Origin of the sequence: Novosphingobium ovatum (assembly GCF_009909235.1) — a bacterium.
GTDB lineage: Bacteria > Pseudomonadota > Alphaproteobacteria > Sphingomonadales > Sphingomonadaceae > Novosphingobium > Novosphingobium ovatum.
Genome location: NZ_JAAAPO010000002.1, coordinates 450440 through 467786, shown reverse-complemented (window position 1 = coordinate 467786; position 17347 = coordinate 450440). Strand labels below are relative to the sequence as shown.

The window sequence follows — 17347 nt, the reverse complement described above, 5'->3', positions numbered from 1 at the left end:
GTTTGCGCTGATCAGAACGACTTGCGCAGGCTGATCGCCACCTGACGGCCGATCGGATCCGATGCGGTCGCGTCATAGCCGCCGCTGCCGTTCGAGCTGGGCGCCAGGTTCACATAGGGCGGCGACACGTCGAACAGATTGCGGAATTCCAGCGAGATCAGCAACGCCTTGGCGCGGTCTTCACCGATGCGATAGTTCAGCGTCAGGTCGATCGGCGTGTACGAACGCACCGACTGCGGCGTGGCAATCGAGGTATTGGTATAGCCGCCCACATGCGTCAAACGCACATTGGCCCCCACCTGACCCAGTTCCCAGTTGATGCTGGCGCGGGCGCGGAACTTCATCGGGCTGAAGATCGTGTTGATCTGGCTGATCCACGGGGCGGTCGGGGTCTGCTTGGTACGATAGGTCAGCAGATAGGTGCCCGAGGCCGACAGGGTGAACGCCCCCGCCTTGTCCGTGACAAAGCCATAGCTGGCGGTCATGTCGATACCGCGCGTGATCGAGCGGCCCAGGTTCTGGCTGCGGCCATCGACAAACACGGTGACATTGCTGGCGCTGCCGCCGGGCAGCGCGCCCGACACCGCCAGACCGGCGTTGATATAGCTTTGCACCGTGGTGCCGGCGGCGGCGCCCTGAATGATCAGGCCAGTACCGTCATACTGCGACGCCCGCGTCAGCACCGAGAGGTCGGAGAGCAGCCCCACCACCTGGTTCTTGTAGTCGACGTCGAAATAGGTCAGCGACAGCTTGGTCCGCGGGGCGGGGGTGAAATCCGCGCCAATCGACCATGTGCTGGCCGTTTCCGGCTTGAGGTTGAGGTTGCCGCCCGACAGCGCCACACCCACGATCGGCGAGCCACCGGCCGGGTTCTGGTAGTTCTGGACGAACAGCTGGCGCGTGTTGCCATAGATCTGCGTCAGCGTCGGCGCGCGGAACGAGGTACCGTAAGACCCGCGCAGCATCAGGTTCTGCACCGGCTTCCAATTGATGCCAAACTTGGGGTTGGTGGTGCTGCCCACATCCGAATACTTGTCGTAACGGATCGCCGCGTTCAGCTCCAGTTTCTGGAAGAAGGGGATGGCATTGTCCGCGCCAAAGAACGGGATCACCAGTTCAGCATAAGCGCTGTCGGTACGGCGGCTGGGGTTGGTCCAGCTAAAGGCCGCGCCGGGGCTGCCGGTGGCCCGGCCCAGCGACACATTGAACTCCACCCCTTCATAGCCCACGGCCAGCTTGGCCATGCCGCCCGGCAGCTGGATCAGCGGACCATTCAGACGCGCCTCATAGCCGGTGAAGTGGCCGATGGTGGGGTTATACGAGATCTGGTTGAAAATCCCCGCCAGCACGCTGGCCGAGGTGCGGTGCAAGCCATAGGGATCAAACGCCGTCGCGGTGCTGCTGCTGGCCAGCGCCGCGTTCAGCGCGGTGTTGTTGATGCCGCCAGAGCTCATCGAGATGTCATAGGTGCGCCCCTTGCCGATCAGCGCCTCGAACTGCCAGCTCATCGGCAGCTTGACCTTGATGCCGGGGGTGATCTGCCAGCTTTCGGCATGGCCCCAGCTCTTGTTGCGGGCAGCGTCACCCACGAAATTATAGCCGATCGTATAGCTGGTGCCGGTAAAGCCGGTGGGCCGCACAAACCACGCATTGGTCTGCGGCACGGTCAACGTGGCGCTGGCATAGGCGGGGTTACGTTCGAACGAACGGTACGAGTAGAAACCGTCCGCAAAGAACTCCAGCCAATCGGTCAACTGATAGTTGAACGTGGCATTCATCGAGTCATACTTCTGGCGCGGGATCAGGTCCTGCCCTTGCAGATCGTCGCACTTGTTGCTGGTACCTGCGGTCAACTGGCTGGCGCTGGTCAGGCCCGCCGCCGGGATGGCATAGGTCGTGCCACCGGCCGTGATCGTGCCGGGGCTGCAGCGCGTCACCGAATAATCCGAACCGCCCATGCCGGTCTGGTTCGAGCGGAAAAAGCCACGGTCATCGCCGTTCAGATTGCTTTTTTCGACATGTTCGAACGCGACCATGAACTGGCCCCGGTCAAACTTGTGGCCATAGGCCGCGCCGATCATGCTTTCATGATACGCGCCATCGTCGGCAATGCCGTAACGGCTGGCCATTTCCAGACCGTTCAGATGGCGGCGCGGGATCAGGTTGACCACACCTGCCACCGCATCCGACCCGTAAATGGCCGAAGCGCCGTCCGCCACGACCTCGATCCGTTCCACGCCCAGCGTCGGCAGGACCGAGGGATCGGTCGAGCGGCTGTTGTTGGTCACGCGGTGGCCATCAATGATGATCAGCGTCGCGTTGGGGCCGATACCGCGCAGGTTGATCGAGTTCGAATAGACGATATTGCCCGAACCGCCCGACTGCCCGCGCGAGTTTTCCGACACGCCCAGATCCAGCACCTGCGGCAATTCGCGGATGGCGCGGTCAACGGTGACGCGGCCGGTGGCGGCCAGATCGGCGGTGCTCAGTGCTGTCACGGCCGAGCCGATCGGCGCCTCGCCGCGCACGCGGCTGCCGGTGACGATGATCTCGCCTTCGGTCGGCGCGGCAGGCTTGGTCTGGGCCGCGGCGGGCATCGCGGCCAGCGCCGGGGCGCACACCCCGATCAACAGCGCAGCACGTGCCGCCCGCCCGGTGATAAAGTGATTGATGTTCCTCATGTATCCATCCCCTCGAAAGGTTGGGCGCGTTGTGCTTGCCCGTCAGTTGGTTTGGTATTCTGTTGGCTTGGTCTTGAAACGGTTAGCGGACGACCGGCAGATCCACGCGCGAGGCAGCGCCCCGCGACAGGGTGATGACGGGGGCCGGTTTGATCTCGATCTCTTTCAGATTGCGCTGGCGCGGGTCGGCGCCGGTGATCGTCAAACGCAGGCGATAGCCCACAGGGACCACCCGGCTGACCGGCGTCAGGTCAAAGGCGATGTCGGCGGGCACGCCCGGCTTCATCGCCAGCGTGTCGCCCTTGCGACCCGAATGGAACGGCAGGCCCATTGTCGCATAGGGCGCGGCGGCCAGCTTGCGGTGGGAAAGCGCCAGTCGACCGAAGGAGACAACCTCTGCCGTGCCGTCGGGAGCGACTTCGTCCAGATAGGCAAAGACATTGGCGTCCGGCTTGTCCACGCTGACGCGCAGGCGCGCCACCGGATAGCCCGCCAGTGTCATCGGCCGGGTCAGCGGGGCGGTGGTATAGCTCAGCCCCTTGTCGTCCATCGGCTTGATCCAAAAGGCGAAGTAGTCGGACGCGGGCAGATCATAGCGCACCGTGAACGTGTCGCGCCCAGCGCCCTTGGCCGGCGCGGCCAACAGCATCCCGTCGTTGACAGAACGCGCCGTCCCGCTGTGCCCGCCGCCCAGATACCACGGCGTGGCCCGCGCGCCCGCACCTGGCAGCACGTTGCTGCGGACATAGCCGCCGGTGAAACCACCCGGCGCGCTGACCGTCCCGCCCGGCAGGCGTTCGCGCCAATAGGTCGCGCGCGGTTCGCGGTTGATGCCGTTGTCGGCACCCTTCAGGTAATGGTCGAAATAGCGCCGCACCTCGCCGGTAAAGTCAAAACCGGGGGGCGGATTGCAATGTCCGCCCGGCCCCGCCAAAAACTTTGACCCGGCCAGATTGGCGGCCGACAGGATCGATTGCGCGGTGGGCTCGTCCTGCCAGTTGCTCCAGAAATAGGTGGCCATGCCCGATTTGCGGATGGCGTTCAGGTGGTTGTAAACCCCCACCTCTTCCCAGAAGGCATTGCCGGTATAGGCCGAGATGCTGTCGCGATAGGGCATGCCATACCACAGCCCAGCCATCGGCGTGTTCTTCTCGTGCTGAGCGACAGCCTGCCGCAGCAGCGCGCCATCGGCGTCAACATCGACCGGCACGCTGGCCAGATCATCGCTCAACGGTTCATCGGGGCGGGTGTTGAACTGGGCCGAAATCCCGCCGCGCCGGACAAAGCTGTATTTGTCGAGATCGGACGCGCCGACAAACACCGCCTTGAGCGACGGCGGCGCGGTGGTGGCGGTCTGGAAGGTCGTTCCCCCCAGATAGGAACAGCCGATCATCCCGACCTTGCCCGTGGCGAAATCCTGCCGCGCCAGCCATTCGATCAGGTCATGACCGTCCATCGCCTCGCGCCGGCTTTGGAAACCGATGCGTGTGCCAAAAGAGGCGCCCTTGCCCCGGATATCGGCCACCGCCACGACATAGCCCGCGCGGATCAGGCTGCGCAGCGCCAGACGGTCGCCCAGAGCGACCTCGGTCACCTTGCCCTCGGCATCGCGAACGCGGGCGCGATAGGGGGTAAAGGCAAAGATCACCGGCAAGCGCGCCGTTTCAGCCGCCGTCCCGCGCGCCGGGCGATAGATGTTCACCGCCAGCCGCGTGCCATCGGACACCGGCACATACAGCGAAGAGCGGACGAAATCGGGATAGTCTGCCGCAGGGGCGGTCTGCGCCTGAACGGTTACCGGCTGCGCCGCCACGGGCAGACCCGCATACAACGCGCCCGCCACGGCAGGCAATGCCGCGCCCATCAACGCCAGCCAGCCCCGCGCCCTGTGCCGAATCGGCCCCATCTCCAAACCCCTCCCGTTTGATTGTTGACGATCTGTTCGATCAAGCTGGAAGCGCTTGCAATCGGAAAATGCTCCACGATATTGTCGACAATATTATTCCATTGATTCGCTTGCCCCGGAGCCGCCCCGTCATGTCCCCCACCCCCATCGATCCGCCCGCCCTGCCCCTGCCCGGCACCGCCCCCAACGGCACCGAAGTGGCCAACTGGATCCGCCAGCGCATCCGTACCGGGCGCTTTGTGCCCGGTCAGCGGCTGGTCGAGGTGGATATCATCCGCCAGACCGGCGCCAGCCGCACCAAGGTGCGCGAGGCGTTGAAGCGGCTGGAGGGCGAAGGGCTGGTAGCGATCGAGGAGTTTCGCGGCGCATCGGTGCGCAGCGCGACGATCGAGGAGGTGCGCCAGATCTATCGCGCCCGCATGGCGCTGGAGGGGATATCGGCCGGGGATTTCGCGCGCTATGCCAGCGCGCAGGACCGGCAGCGGCTGATAGACCTGCAGGCCGAGCTGGACCTGTGCGTCGAACAGCGCCTGCCCGACAAGTTCGGGCGGCTGAACGGCGAATGGCACCGCCTGATCGTCGAGGGTTCAGGCAATCTCCAGATCGCCGAATTGCTGCAACGGCTGAACGTGCCGATCCACCGCCTGTTGTTCGAAAGCTTTTATGACGAACAGCGGCTGCGCACCGCCAATGCCGACCACCGCGCGATGGTTGATCTGATCATGGCGGGCGATGCTGACGGCGCCGAAGCGGCCATGCGCCGCCATGTCGAGGCCGGCTTTCACACCCTCTCGGCCATCGAAAGCGAGTTCTACCGCTAAGCGCTCCCCTATGGTTCAGGCGGCAAATCTTAACGCTGCCTAGCCGTGAATACGGGCCTGCGCCTCGCCTTTTTGGCAAAACCATATGGGTATGGCCGGATTTTCCGACCGCACCTGATGCGGCCAGACAGGAAGGCAAACCATGGCAACAGCGCAACAGCGCGGCACCGATGCGCAGGACAGCAACCCTCACGCCGGGATGGTCTATCCCATCCTGTGGCTGGCGGTGCTGGCACTGGCGGGGTTGACGCTGACTGTCCTGTTGTTGTCCACCCGGTTTGACACGGCAGCGCTGCGTATGCAGCAACAGATGGCACTGCGCGGCTTTATCAACCGTCAGGACGAGGTGGCCACCATGCTGACCTTGCGTCTGACATCTGACGATGCCGCGTCACATCTGACCCCGCGCATTGATCCGGTCTGGGTCGACCGGCGGATCGCGGCCGACATGGCCCGGTCCTATCCCGACAGCCATTTGTTTGTGCTGGATGCCAACGGTCGGCCGCAATATGCCGCATGGCAGGGACAGCGCGGCAGGCTGGACAGCTACGCCCCCTTTGCCTTCGCCGCGCGGCAAGCGATCGGCCGTATGCAGGCCTATGGCCAGCCCCAATCGCCCCTGAACCAGGCGCGCAATCTGGTGGCGCATGGTGGGCGGGTCTATTTGCTGACCGTGATACGCGCCGCGCCCACAGCGCAAGCCCCCTTGGTAGTATCGGCGGTCGCCACCGACAATAGGATGGCCAGCCGTTTCGGCCTGTTCCAGATTGTCTCGGACATGACGATCGCGACCGGCGCGACGACCACACCTGATCGGTCGATGGTGGCGCTGTATGATCTGGGCGGACGCCCGGTGGCCAATATCAACTGGTCGCAAATGCGCCCGGCCCAAGACCTGCTGGCCAATCTGAAAGTGCCTTTGCTGGCGATGCTGGGGGTGTTCGCCATGGTGGCCTATAGCCTGATGCGGCAGGCGGGCAATGTGGCGCGATCCCTGATGGCCAGCGAGGCGCGGGCACGGCATCTGGCGCATCATGATCCGCTGACGCAATTGCCCAACCGGGCGCTGATGTTTTCGCGCCTGTCGCAATTGCTGGCGATGGCCCGGCGCACGCCGATGGCCGTGGCGGTGCATTGTCTGGATCTGGACCGGTTCAAGGACGTGAACGACACGCTGGGCCACCCCGCCGGCGACGAGCTGATCATTGCCGTTGGCCGCCGCATCACCGCGCTGATCCGTGAAGGCGACACATTGGCGCGGCTGGGCGGTGATGAATTCGTGGTGCTGCAACCCCATGCCAGTGCCGACGGCGCATCGCATCTGGCCGAACGCATCGTCGAGGCGCTGCGCGCACCGTTTGACCTGACCTATGGGCAGGTGGAAATTGGCTGCTCGATCGGCATCACTCTGGTCAGCGACAGCCAGACCTCGGCCACCGAAGCCATCCGTCAGGCCGATCTGGCGCTGTATGGCGCCAAGGAAAACGGCCGCGGCCGCGCCGCCTTTTTCGAGGCCGAAATGGACGCCGCCTTGCGCCGCCGCCGCGCATTGGAAGGCGATCTGCGGCGGGCCATGGCGCAGGGCGACTTGCACATGGTGTATCAGGCACAGGTGGACGAGGGCCGCCATGTCGTCGGGCTGGAGGCGCTGGTGCGCTGGACCCACCCGGCACATGGCAACATCCCGCCCGTCATCTTTGTCCCTCTGGCCGAGGAATGCGGCCTGATCGGTGAATTGGGCGAATATATCCTTGGCCGCGTCTTTGCCGACACGGCGCAATGGCGGCACTGCCCGGTGGCGATCAACATATCGGCGCTGCAATTGCGACAGACCGATTTCATGGCCAGCATCACGCGACAGGTGGCCCTGCACGCGGCCGACCCCGCCAACTACGAAATCGAGATCACCGAGACTGTCCTGCTGGGCGATGATCCGGTGACGCGAGACAATATTGCCGTGCTGAAGCAGGAAGGCTTCACGATTGCGCTGGACGATTTCGGCACCGGCTATTCCAGTCTGTCGTCACTACAGCGTTTTGCCATCGACAAGATCAAGATCGACCGCCTGTTCGTGCGCAATATCCAGTCGGACGATCCCGAGACACGGCGGCTGGTCCATGCGGTGATCCAGCTGGGCCAGTCACTGGGGCTGGAGGTGATCGCCGAAGGGGTGGAAACCGAAACCCAGATGGCCCAATTGCTGACCGCAGGATGCCGCCGTTTTCAGGGCTATCTGTTTGGGATGCCGATGCCCGCGGACGCCCTGCCGCACATGCGGGACGTGTTTCCATCGATCCCGCCGGTTACCGGATAGGCATCCCGCCCACAGGCATATCGGCCCAATATGATCAAATCCGCCGCGTTTCGATCTGCAATGGAGCCTTTATCCGACAATAATGGCAAATCCCGTAACGATTGCATGGCTTAATAGATCAGATCCGGCGACGGTTGCATTTCTGTAACCGGGACATTCACCATAATCTAAAAAAGTAACCCGTATTGTCGGGACTGCGTAATAGCCCGCAGCCGGCGGGTCAGCACAGGTGACGAGCCATGCCTATGCAAGCGCTGGTGGTGGATGACCACCCCATGTGCCGCACGGCCGCGCGTATCGCGGTTCTGGCGGTCGATCCCCACGCAAAGGTGAGTGAGGCCGCCTCGCTGGCCGAGGCATTGGCCCATGCGCCCGATTATGACATCCTGTTGCTGGACCTGCGGCTGCCCGATGCGGCGGGACTTGCGGTGATCTATGCCTTACAGGACGCCCACCCTGAAACGCCCATTCTGGTGATCACCGGCAACGAGGTCGAGGGGCTGGCATCGGCGGTGCGCTCGGCCGGGGCATCCGGGATTGTGTCCAAGACGGAGCCGGTGACCGTATTGGCCGAAGCGGTGGCCAAAGTCACCGGCGAAGGCGGCCATTTCTTTACCGACACCGGCCCAAGTGTCGATGACCAATCGGCCGTCGGACGGTTGCGGCTGTTGTCGGCGGCCGAACGGCGGGTGTTGCTGGCGATGTGCGACGGCAGCCTGAACAAACAGATCGCCTATCGCCTGGGCATTTCGGAAATCACTGTAAAACAGCATGTAAAGGCGATTTTGCGCAAATTGGGCGTGCTGAATCGGACGCAGGCTGTACTGGTGATGCAGGCGTCAGGGGGGCAGCCCGAACCGATAGTCCAAGGGCCATGGAACGGCGGATTACGCGCCGATGTCCATGCACAGGCGGCGCCTCCGGCGCGCTCGCACTGACGGGCGCGCCTGACCCCAATGGATGATTTGCGCCGGACGGATCGCGGCGCACATTCGCATGACGGCCGGAAACCCCGTTTCAGATGCAGTTGCGCTGGCCAACTCGCCACCGATCCGCAGACTTGAACACACCAAGACCGGACGATGGCGCCACGTTGGCGGCGGCAACAGGCCTGACGCGGGCTTTCGCCCCTGTGGCAAGACTGGATGGATGATATGTGGCATACAGCAACAACCACGCTCTGCCTGATCGGCCTGACCGGCCTGCTGGTGCAACTGGCGTTCTGGACGCGGCACTTCATGCGACTGTGGCGTCTGCTGCAGGCGCAACAGGATGCTGACCTGCGGGCAGAGGCATTGCAGGACGCGCTGTTCACCACGGGATGGCAGGGCGCAGGACAGGTCCCCGCGCTGGCCATGGCACAGCCTGATCAGCCAGTGCGCGGGCCAGTGCTGATTGTAGGCGGGGCGATGCCTTCGCTGGCGCTGACGGCGGCCGTGCGCACGGTGGATGACAATGCGCCCGCCCCGCGCCGCCCGCGACCCACGCGCGATACGCCCCGCCCCCGCCTGCGTCGGGTGCCGATGGCGGCATGACCCTGCCCTCCGCCGCCCCCAGCATCGAAACCCCACCGCGCCGAGGGGGACGGCTGACGCTGTTGGCCGTGGCCTTTGGCGTGTCGGGGGCGATGGCTCTGGCGCTGGACTATGCGCTGGCCATCGGCGGCTGGGCGACACAGGCCGATGACGTGCCATGGCGGGCGCTGGTGTCGTTCATGCCGCTGCTGCTGGCCGGGCTGGTAATGGCCGCGCGGCGGGACCGTCTGGCGCTGCTGGTCGGGTGGATGGGTGGCGCGGTGCTGGCCTTGGCGCTGCGCCACGCCGATGATCCGGCCGGATGGGTGGCCATGGCGGTCGATGGCGGAACGGCGGTGATGGCGCTGTGGCTGATGCGACGTTTTCGCGGACAGGAGGGGTTCCATCCCGGATTGCGCGTGCTGGCGGGCATGATGGCCTCGGTCTGTGCGCTGGCACCGGTGATGCCGGCAATCGCTGCCGGGGTACTGCTGACGCAGCCTTGGCTGATGGCATGGCCGGTGTCGCAAAGCGATGCGCGGGCCGCCATGATCCGCGCCGCCGACATGGCCATGCTGTGGTATATGGCCAAGGCGGTGGCGCTGTGCGTCATGGCGCCGTGGGTGTGGATCGTGCCCGCCTGGCACGCCATCGCCCGCAGTCGCCCCCCTTTGCCAGAGGATGTGGCGCAGCGTCTGCTGGGTGAGATGAGCGAGGACATGTTCCTGCGCACCGACCGGTTTGGCCGCATTACCTATGCCAGCCCGGCAACGCAGGTGTTGCTGGGCTGGCGTCCGGCCGAACTGGTGGGGCAGCGGATGGCCGATCTGGCCCACCCGGATGAGGCCGCGCTGATCGCCAACGCCATCTATTGTGACGATGCAACGGTCAGGCTGGATCACGCCGCCATCGCCCCCCGCCCGGACAAGGTGGTGTGCCGGTTGCGGCGGCAGGATGGCCGCTTTGGCTGGATGGAATGGCGGTTCAAGCTGGTGGGCGATGGCCCGACACGCGGCATGGCGGGGATCGGGCGCGATGTTGATCGTCATATCGTGCCGGCCGACTTGCAACAGGTGATCGCCGCCCAGACCGAGCGGCGCAACGCCATGTTCGAACGCGCCGAAAGCTTGGCCAAAATCGGCCATTGGTGGCAAAATCTGGCGACGGGGCAAATGTATTGGTCCTCTGGACTGTGCCGGATTTATGCCATGCCGCCGCCGGAATCGCCCAGCTTTGAGCTGATATTGGCACAGATCCACCCTGACGATCGAGACCGGGTGGCCGCGTTGAAACATGCCGCCATTGCCGATGGTCAGCCATGGACATACCGGGCACGGCTGGTGACGCACAACGGACAGGAACGCCATGTCGCGGGTGCGGGACAGCCTTTGGTGGATGAGGACGGCGAGGTGATCGAGGTGTTCAGCGTCATGCTGGACATCACCGAGGAGATGCACATGCAGGCCGCGTTGCGTGCCGCGCGCGACGAGGCCCGTGCCAGCGCCCATGCCAAAAGTGGCTTTCTGGCGGCGATGAGCCACGAAATCCGCACCCCCATGACCGGCGTGCTGGGCATGATTGACCTGTTGCGCCACACCGATGACGCGGATGAGCGGGCACGCCATCTGGACTGTCTGGACCATTCGGCGCGCCTGCTGCGGCGGGTCTTGGATGATGTGCTGGACTTTTCGCGGCTGGACGGGCGGGCCGATCTGGCGTTTGAGGCGATCCCTTTTGACATGACCGAGGTGGTGGCCCGCACCACGCAACTCTATCGGCAGGCGGCGCTGAGCAAGGGGCTGACACTGATCCGCCAGCCCGCGCGGATGGAACCGATGCCGGTCGTGGGCGATCCATTGCGGATGCAGCAATTGCTGTCGAACCTGATCGCCAACGCGATCAAATTTACCGCGCAAGGGCATGTGATCATCCGCCTGCGCCGTCTGACCCGGGATGAATCCGCCACCCGTTTTCGCGTCGAGGTGCGCGACACCGGCATCGGCATCCCGGCCGACAAGCAAGGGGCAATTTTCGACGCCTTTACCCAGGCCGACCGATCCACCACGCGCGAATATGGCGGGACGGGGCTGGGTCTGGCCATTTGTCGCCGCCTGGTCGAACGGATGGAAGGGCGGATCGGCGTGGAGTCCCTGCCCGGACAGGGCGCGACCTTCTGGTTTGAGGTGGCGCTGCCCACCGCTCGGCCTGAACCGGCCACCACGGCCGCCACACCCGCGCCCACGCCCGCGCCGCCTCCGAACTGCCGCCCACTGCACATCCTTTTGGCCGAAGATAACGCCGTCAACCGCAGTTTGCTGTGCACGCTGTTGACACGCGAAGGGCATCACGTGACCACCGTGACTGATGGACAGGCCGCCGTTGCGGCCGCTGCTGCGCCCTATGACCTGATCTGCATGGACGTACAGATGCCGATATTGGACGGCCCGTCCGCCACACGGGCGATCCGTCAGAGCGATGGGCCATGTGCGCGGGTGCCGATCATCGCCCTGACCGCTGACATCACCCATTATCAATCCGCATCAGACCTGGGGTTCAGCGCGGTGCTGACCAAACCGATCGACACCAATGCCTTGATCTCGTGCATTGCCGCGCTGTCGGGCGGCAATGCACCGATATCGCCATGGAGCAAGGCCAGCGCCTATCCCGTGCCCCGCCCGGCGGTCGCGCAACGGCGGGGACAGGCCCCGACCAACGATACGCCACCTGCCGACAGGGGGGCAATGGAGAGCACTGTGCTGGATTTCACCAACCTGCGCGAGATGGAGCGGCTGGTTGGCCCCGGCCTGATCGAGGAATTGTTGCGCATCTTTGCGCAGGATCTGCGCCACGGCCCCGATCAGATCGCCGGACTGGTGCAGGCCCGCGACTGGCAGGGGGCGGCTCATCTGGCCCATTCGATCAAGGGAGCGGCCGCCAATGTGGGCGCGCGGCTGGTCTATGCCGCCATCCGTGAACTGGAAGCGAGCCTGCGCGACCACGCGCCCGCCAACGACATCCGCGCCATCACCCAATCGGTCGAGGTCATGCGCGAGGCATGTCGGCGCACCATGGTCGAGATCACCTCGCCTGCCGGATAGGGCATAGGGCGCATCCCCTCTTGTCGAGGCGGTGATGGCGCGGCATGCTGACTGTCTACCACCCTTTTTGACGCATAGGATCACCCATGCTCCACCGCTTCCTTCCTGCCCTGACGCTGGCCTTGGGCGTGTCCTGCGCGATGCCGATTGCCCACGCCCAACCGGCCCTGCGAAACGGCGACGCGCAACAAGTGCTGGACCGTCTGATGGAGGCTGACACCAATGGTGATGGGCAGGTCACACGGGTCGAACTGATCGCCAGGCGCGGGCAACAGTTTGAGCGGCTGGATCGCAATCAGGACGGCCATAGCACGCTGGACGAGATCCCCGCGCTGTTCCGGGGCCGGTTCGAGCCGGCATTCCAGTTGCTGTTGCGCGAATTTGACGCCAACCATGACGGCAAGATTTCGCGCGCCGAATTCATCAACGGGCCAACGCGGGGGTTTGATCTGGCCGATGCCAACCACGACGGCATCGTCACCCGCGCCGAGGTGGAGGCCGCGTCTGCCCGCATCCGCACCGCAGCCAAAGCCGGGGCCGGCGGGCGCCCTTGACGACACCAAACGGCATCATCGCCCCTTCCCGCTTTACCCATTTCGCCGCTGTCGATTGGTCAGGGGCGGCGGGGGAACGTCATCGCGGTATCGCCGTGGCCATCTGCAACATCGGCGATGCCGCGCCCATGCTGGTGCGTCCCGGCCACCGCTGGTCCCGGGCAGAGGTGCTGGACTGGCTGGTGCGGGACACACCCGATGACACACTCATCGGCTTTGATCTGGGGATTTCGCTGCCCTTTGCCGATGCGGGGGCGTTCTTTCCGGGCTGGGCCAACACGCCGCCCGATGCGCGCAGGCTATGGGCGCTGGTCGAAGCGATCTGTGCGGACGAGGCGCATCTGGGCGTTGGCAGCTTTGTCGACCATCCCGAACTGTCGCGTCATTTCCGCCGCCACGGCGGGCGCGAAGGCGATCTGTTCCGCCTGTGCGCCGATGGTGGCAATGGCCTGCCCGCCACCGGCGGACGCGGCCGTTTCCGCGTGACCGAACACGCACAGGCCCGCGCGGGCGCTGCCCCCACCAGCAATTTCAACCTGATCGGCGCGGCGCAGGTGGGCAAGGGATCGCTGTCGGGGATGCGCCTGTTGCACCGCCTGCCGCGCGATATTCCGGTCTGGCCGATCGATCCGTTGCCCGCGTCTGGCCGGGTCGTGGTGGAAATCTACACCACCATCGCCGCGCTGGCCGCCGGGCGGCGCGCCGGTGCTTCGAAAATCCGCGATGGCGCGGGGTTGGACGCGGCGCTGGCCGCCATCCACAGCCGCCCGGCCGGCCTGAACGGCCCGATCCCGGATCATGCCGCCGATGCGCTGTTGACCGCCGCATGGCTGCGCGGGGCGGCGCAGCGGGCGGATCTGTGGGCGCCCAAAGGCATGACCCCACAGATCGCCCGGACCGAAGGCTGGACCTTCGGCGTGGGTTAGGCCCGCGTCCTCACCCCATCCGGCTACGCAGGAACGCGCCCGCATCGGCCACCGCGCGGCGGCCTTGTTCCAGCATGAAGCCAAACACATGCCAGACGTGGACCATGCGCGGCCAGATCTCCAGCCGCACATCCACCCCGGCTTGTCCAGCAGCACGGGCCAGCGCGACGGCGTCATCCATCAATACCTCTGCCGATCCGACATGGATCAACAGCGGCGGCAGCCCACGCAGATCGGCCAGCACCGGCGAGGCCAGCGGATGCCCCGCATCGCCCCCCCCCAGATAGAGCCCCGCCGAATGGACCAGCGCCTCACGCGTCAACGAGGGGTCCTCGGCCGCCTTGGACGCATAGCTGTCCGCCGTGCAGCGCAGATCGGCCCATGGCGAAATGGCAAAAGCCGCCGCCGGCAATGCCACCTCCGCATCGCGCAGCGCCACCAGCACCGAGACCACCAAGCCACCCCCGGCCGAATCCCCGGCCAGCACGATATGGTCCGCCGCCACCCCATCGGCCAACAGCGCGCGATAGGCGGCCACCACATCCTCGACAGCGGCGGGAAACGGGTGTTCGGGCGCCAGGCGATAGTTCACCGACACGCCGCGCGCGCCCACCGCCTGGGCCAGTCCCGCCGCCAGCGAGCGATAGCCCTGTGCGCTGCCGGAAATGAACGCCCCGCCGTGCATATACAGCAACACCCGCGCGGCATCGGCCCCCGGATAGTCGATCAGCACCGCAGGCACCCCGCCCACCTGCCCTTCGGCAAAGGCCCATTCCGGCGCCACCGGAAAGGTCGCCAGCATCGCCTCGAAATCGGCGCGGGCCTGTTCCAGCGAGCCGGAAAAATCCAGCCCGCCCGAACGCAGCATCGCCACCAGTTGATCGATCGGCTCGATCTCGACAGTCTCAGACATGCTCTCTCCCATTAGCCCGCGCGCTTAGCCAGCACTGGTCACGCTCCACCCGCCATCGACGCGCATCGCAGCGCCCGTGACATATTTGGCGGTGTCTGACACCAGATAGCCGATCATGCCAGCGATGTCCTCGGGCTCACCGATTTCGCGCATCGGCACGGCCGAGGCGACCACCGCTTCGGCCTCTTCTTGTGACACGTTTGCGGCCTGCGAAAAGCTATCAATGATAGCCATTAGCATGCGGCTACGGATGGTTCCCGGGTGTACGGAATTGACCCGCACGCGCTTGCCGTCACGCGCCCCGATCAGCGCCAGCGAACGGCTCAGCTGTTCCACGCCCGACTTGCTGGCGCCATAGGCCAGCCCCGAGGGCGTGCCCATGCAGGTGATGATCGAGGCGATGTTGACGATCGCCCCCTTCCCCTTCTCCAGCATCCCCGGCATCAGCGTCTTGCAGCCCAGAAAGGTGCCATCCAGATTGATGCCAATCACCCGGCGCCATTCCTCCAGACTGGTGTCCAGCCCGCCTTGGTCAAAATCGCCTTCGATTCCAGCGGCATTGACCAAAATGTCGGCCCCGCCCAGCGCGTCGGCGGCGGCCCGCACGGCGGCCCATTGCGCCTGATCGGTCACATCGTGCCGGATGAACTGTCCGCCGATTTCCGCGGCCAGCGCGGTCCCGGCAGCCTCGGCCAGATCGGTGATGATGACCCGCGCGCCGCGTCCGGCCAGTTCACGCGCCGTTGCCCCGCCCAGCCCACCGGCCCCGCCGGTGATGACCGCAACCCTGTTGTCCAGATCCTTCATATCTCAGGCTTCCTCTTGTTCGGGGGTGTTCGTGGTCAGGACAAAGCCGTCATAGCCGGCCGCCGCCACCGCATCACATTTGGCCCGATAGGCCCCCACCCCGCCGACATAGGGCATGAACACCAGCCGCCCGTCGCGCGTGCGGCCCTGATACCAACTGATCGAGCGGGGAAAGAGCGTCATATGCGCCACTTCGTCACAATGCTGCATCCACGCGGCCTCGGTCGCGGGATCGGCGGCGATGGTGGCGGTGCCGGTCGCGCGCAGGTGGTCCAGACAATCCGCGATCCATTCGACATGCTGCTCGATCGAGACGACCACGTTGGACAGCACCGAAGGGCTGCCCGGCCCGGTGACGGTGAACATGTTGGGGAACCCGGCCACGGCCAGCCCCAGATAGCAACGCGGGCCATCCTCCCATTCGCGGGCCAGTTTGGCACCATCGCGGCCGGTGATGTCGATCGCGGCAATCGCCCCGGTCATCGCGTTGAACCCCGTGGCCAGCACCAGCACGTCCAGTTCCTGCGCCCCGGCCGAGGTGATCAGACGGTTGCCCTCAACGCGCTCAATCGGCGTCTCGCGCAGGTCCACCAGGCTGACATTGTCGCGGTTGAACGCCTCGTAATAGCCGATTTCCGAACACAGCCGCCGCGAACCGATGGGATAGCCGGTGGGCGTCAGACGCCGGGCGGTGTCGGGATCATGAACCAGTTGGGCGATCTTGCCGCGCGCGAATTGGGCGGCGGTGGTGTTGGCGTCCTCGTCGATCAACAGGTCTTCATAGGCCAGCAACAGGCCGGTCGTGCCCGCGTTCCACTGCTCCTCGTAACGCTGGGCGCGTTCGGTCTCGGAGGCGGAGAGCGCCATGCCGGGGCGTGGCCCATCAAACCAGCCCAGCGGCGATTGGCGCGCGCCCTCGCGCAGGGCCGCCATCTGCGGCGCCAAGGCCTCCTGCTCCCCCGCGTCCAGCGGCCGGTTGCTGGCCGGCACGGCAAAGCTGGGGGTGCGCAGATAGACGGTCAGATGCGCGGCCACCTCGGCAATGCGCGGGATCGCCTGCACGCCAGAGGAACCCGTGCCGACGATCCCGACCCTTTTACCCCGCAGATCGATATCATCCCGCCACGCGCCGGTGTGGACGATCTCGCCCGAGAACCCCTCGATCCCCGGCCAATCGGGCAGTTTGGGCGCGGACAGCGCGCCGGTGGCCAGAATGACATAGCGCGCGCTCATCGCCCCGCCGGGGTTGAGCGCCACGCGCCACAGGCCGGCCGCCTCGTCCCATGTCGCGCTGTCCATGCGCGTGTTCAGGCGGATGTCGCGCCGCAGGTCGAACCGGTCGGCCACATGGTTGAGGTAGGACAGAATTTCCGGCTGCGTGGCATAGCGTTCGGTCCAACGCCATTCCGCCTGCAAATCGGCGTCAAACGAATAGGAATATTCGATCGAGGGAATGTCGCAGCGCGCGCCCGGATAGCGGTTCCAGTACCACGTCCCGCCAACGCCGCCCGCCGCATCGATCACCGCCACCTTCCAGCCGCGCTGACGCAGCAGGTGCAGTTGATACAGCCCCGAAAAGCCCGCGCCGACGATCAATACGTCAACATGCGCCGGGGTGTCCCCGGTGTTGCCTTGTACCATTGGCCTCTCCCCAGCCTGATATGTCGCGGCCCGAGGCCGCTGTGTGTGGGGGCAGGCTAGGGCGTGGGCGGGGCCGCGTCTTGCACTCTGGCGCAAGGGCGATGGGACGCAGGCGCAAATATGCGCGCCAACCAAAAAGGGCGGCAGCGCCATCGCGCCGCCGCCCCAGTAT

At 65.5% G+C, this 17347-nt stretch carries 12 protein-coding genes; 7 read left to right on the top strand and 5 right to left on the bottom strand.

Features of this window, described 5'->3' with window-relative positions; translation table 11 throughout:
- Window positions 1-11 precede the first annotated feature (11 nt).
- Window positions 12-2681: a TonB-dependent receptor plug domain-containing protein gene (locus GTZ99_RS06300; protein WP_161717411.1), complete on the bottom strand. Its 2670-nt coding sequence runs from the start codon at window positions 2679-2681 to the stop codon at window positions 12-14.
- 82 nt (window positions 2682-2763) lie between these two features.
- Window positions 2764-4587, bottom strand: coding sequence for a CocE/NonD family hydrolase (locus GTZ99_RS06295; RefSeq protein WP_227711138.1), 1824 nt, complete (start codon window positions 4585-4587; stop codon window positions 2764-2766).
- Between the two features lie 131 nt (window positions 4588-4718).
- Between GTZ99_RS06295 and GTZ99_RS06290 the strand changes: the two genes are divergently transcribed.
- The 7 genes from GTZ99_RS06290 (at window position 4719) to GTZ99_RS06260 (ending at window position 13814) form a co-directional block, all read left to right on the top strand.
- Window positions 4719-5408, top strand: a complete 690-nt coding sequence (locus tag GTZ99_RS06290) for a GntR family transcriptional regulator (RefSeq protein ID WP_161717410.1) — start codon at window positions 4719-4721, stop codon at window positions 5406-5408.
- Window positions 5409-5550: 142 nt separating this feature from the next.
- Window positions 5551-7722, top strand: coding sequence for a putative bifunctional diguanylate cyclase/phosphodiesterase (locus GTZ99_RS06285; protein ID WP_161717409.1), 2172 nt, complete (start codon window positions 5551-5553; stop codon window positions 7720-7722).
- A gap of 239 nt (window positions 7723-7961) precedes the next feature.
- A complete protein-coding gene (locus GTZ99_RS06280) occupies window positions 7962-8660 on the top strand; it encodes a response regulator transcription factor (RefSeq protein WP_161717408.1) in 699 nt (232 codons plus the stop codon).
- Window positions 8661-8876: 216 nt separating this feature from the next.
- On the top strand, window positions 8877-9257 hold the full coding sequence (locus GTZ99_RS06275; RefSeq protein ID WP_161717407.1) for a hypothetical protein: 381 nt from the start codon (window positions 8877-8879) through the stop codon (window positions 9255-9257).
- Entirely contained in the window at window positions 9254-12334 is a 3081-nt protein-coding gene (locus tag GTZ99_RS06270; protein ID WP_161717406.1) for an ATP-binding protein, read from the top strand. The genes GTZ99_RS06275 and GTZ99_RS06270 overlap by 4 nt, the downstream gene beginning before the upstream one ends.
- Window positions 12335-12420: 86 nt before the next feature.
- A complete protein-coding gene (locus GTZ99_RS06265; protein WP_161717405.1) occupies window positions 12421-12888 on the top strand; it encodes an EF-hand domain-containing protein in 468 nt (155 codons plus the stop codon).
- Window positions 12885-13814: a hypothetical protein gene (locus GTZ99_RS06260; protein ID WP_201742390.1), complete on the top strand. Its 930-nt coding sequence runs from the start codon at window positions 12885-12887 to the stop codon at window positions 13812-13814. The genes GTZ99_RS06265 and GTZ99_RS06260 overlap by 4 nt, the downstream gene beginning before the upstream one ends.
- A 10-nt stretch (window positions 13815-13824) precedes the next feature.
- Here GTZ99_RS06260 and GTZ99_RS06255 read toward each other — a convergent pair whose 3' ends face one another.
- From GTZ99_RS06255 to GTZ99_RS06245, 3 genes are read right to left on the bottom strand one after another with little or no spacing between them, the layout of a single operon-like run.
- The gene (locus GTZ99_RS06255; protein WP_161717404.1) at window positions 13825-14727 is read right to left on the bottom strand and encodes an alpha/beta hydrolase; all 903 of its coding nucleotides are present in this window, start codon (window positions 14725-14727) and stop codon (window positions 13825-13827) included.
- Window positions 14728-14751: 24 nt separating this feature from the next.
- A complete protein-coding gene (locus GTZ99_RS06250; protein ID WP_161717403.1) occupies window positions 14752-15534 on the bottom strand; it encodes an SDR family oxidoreductase in 783 nt (260 codons plus the stop codon).
- Window positions 15535-15537: 3 nt separating this feature from the next.
- The gene (locus GTZ99_RS06245) at window positions 15538-17175 is read right to left on the bottom strand and encodes a flavin-containing monooxygenase (protein ID WP_161717402.1); all 1638 of its coding nucleotides are present in this window, start codon (window positions 17173-17175) and stop codon (window positions 15538-15540) included.
- Window positions 17176-17347: the final 172 nt, after the last annotated feature.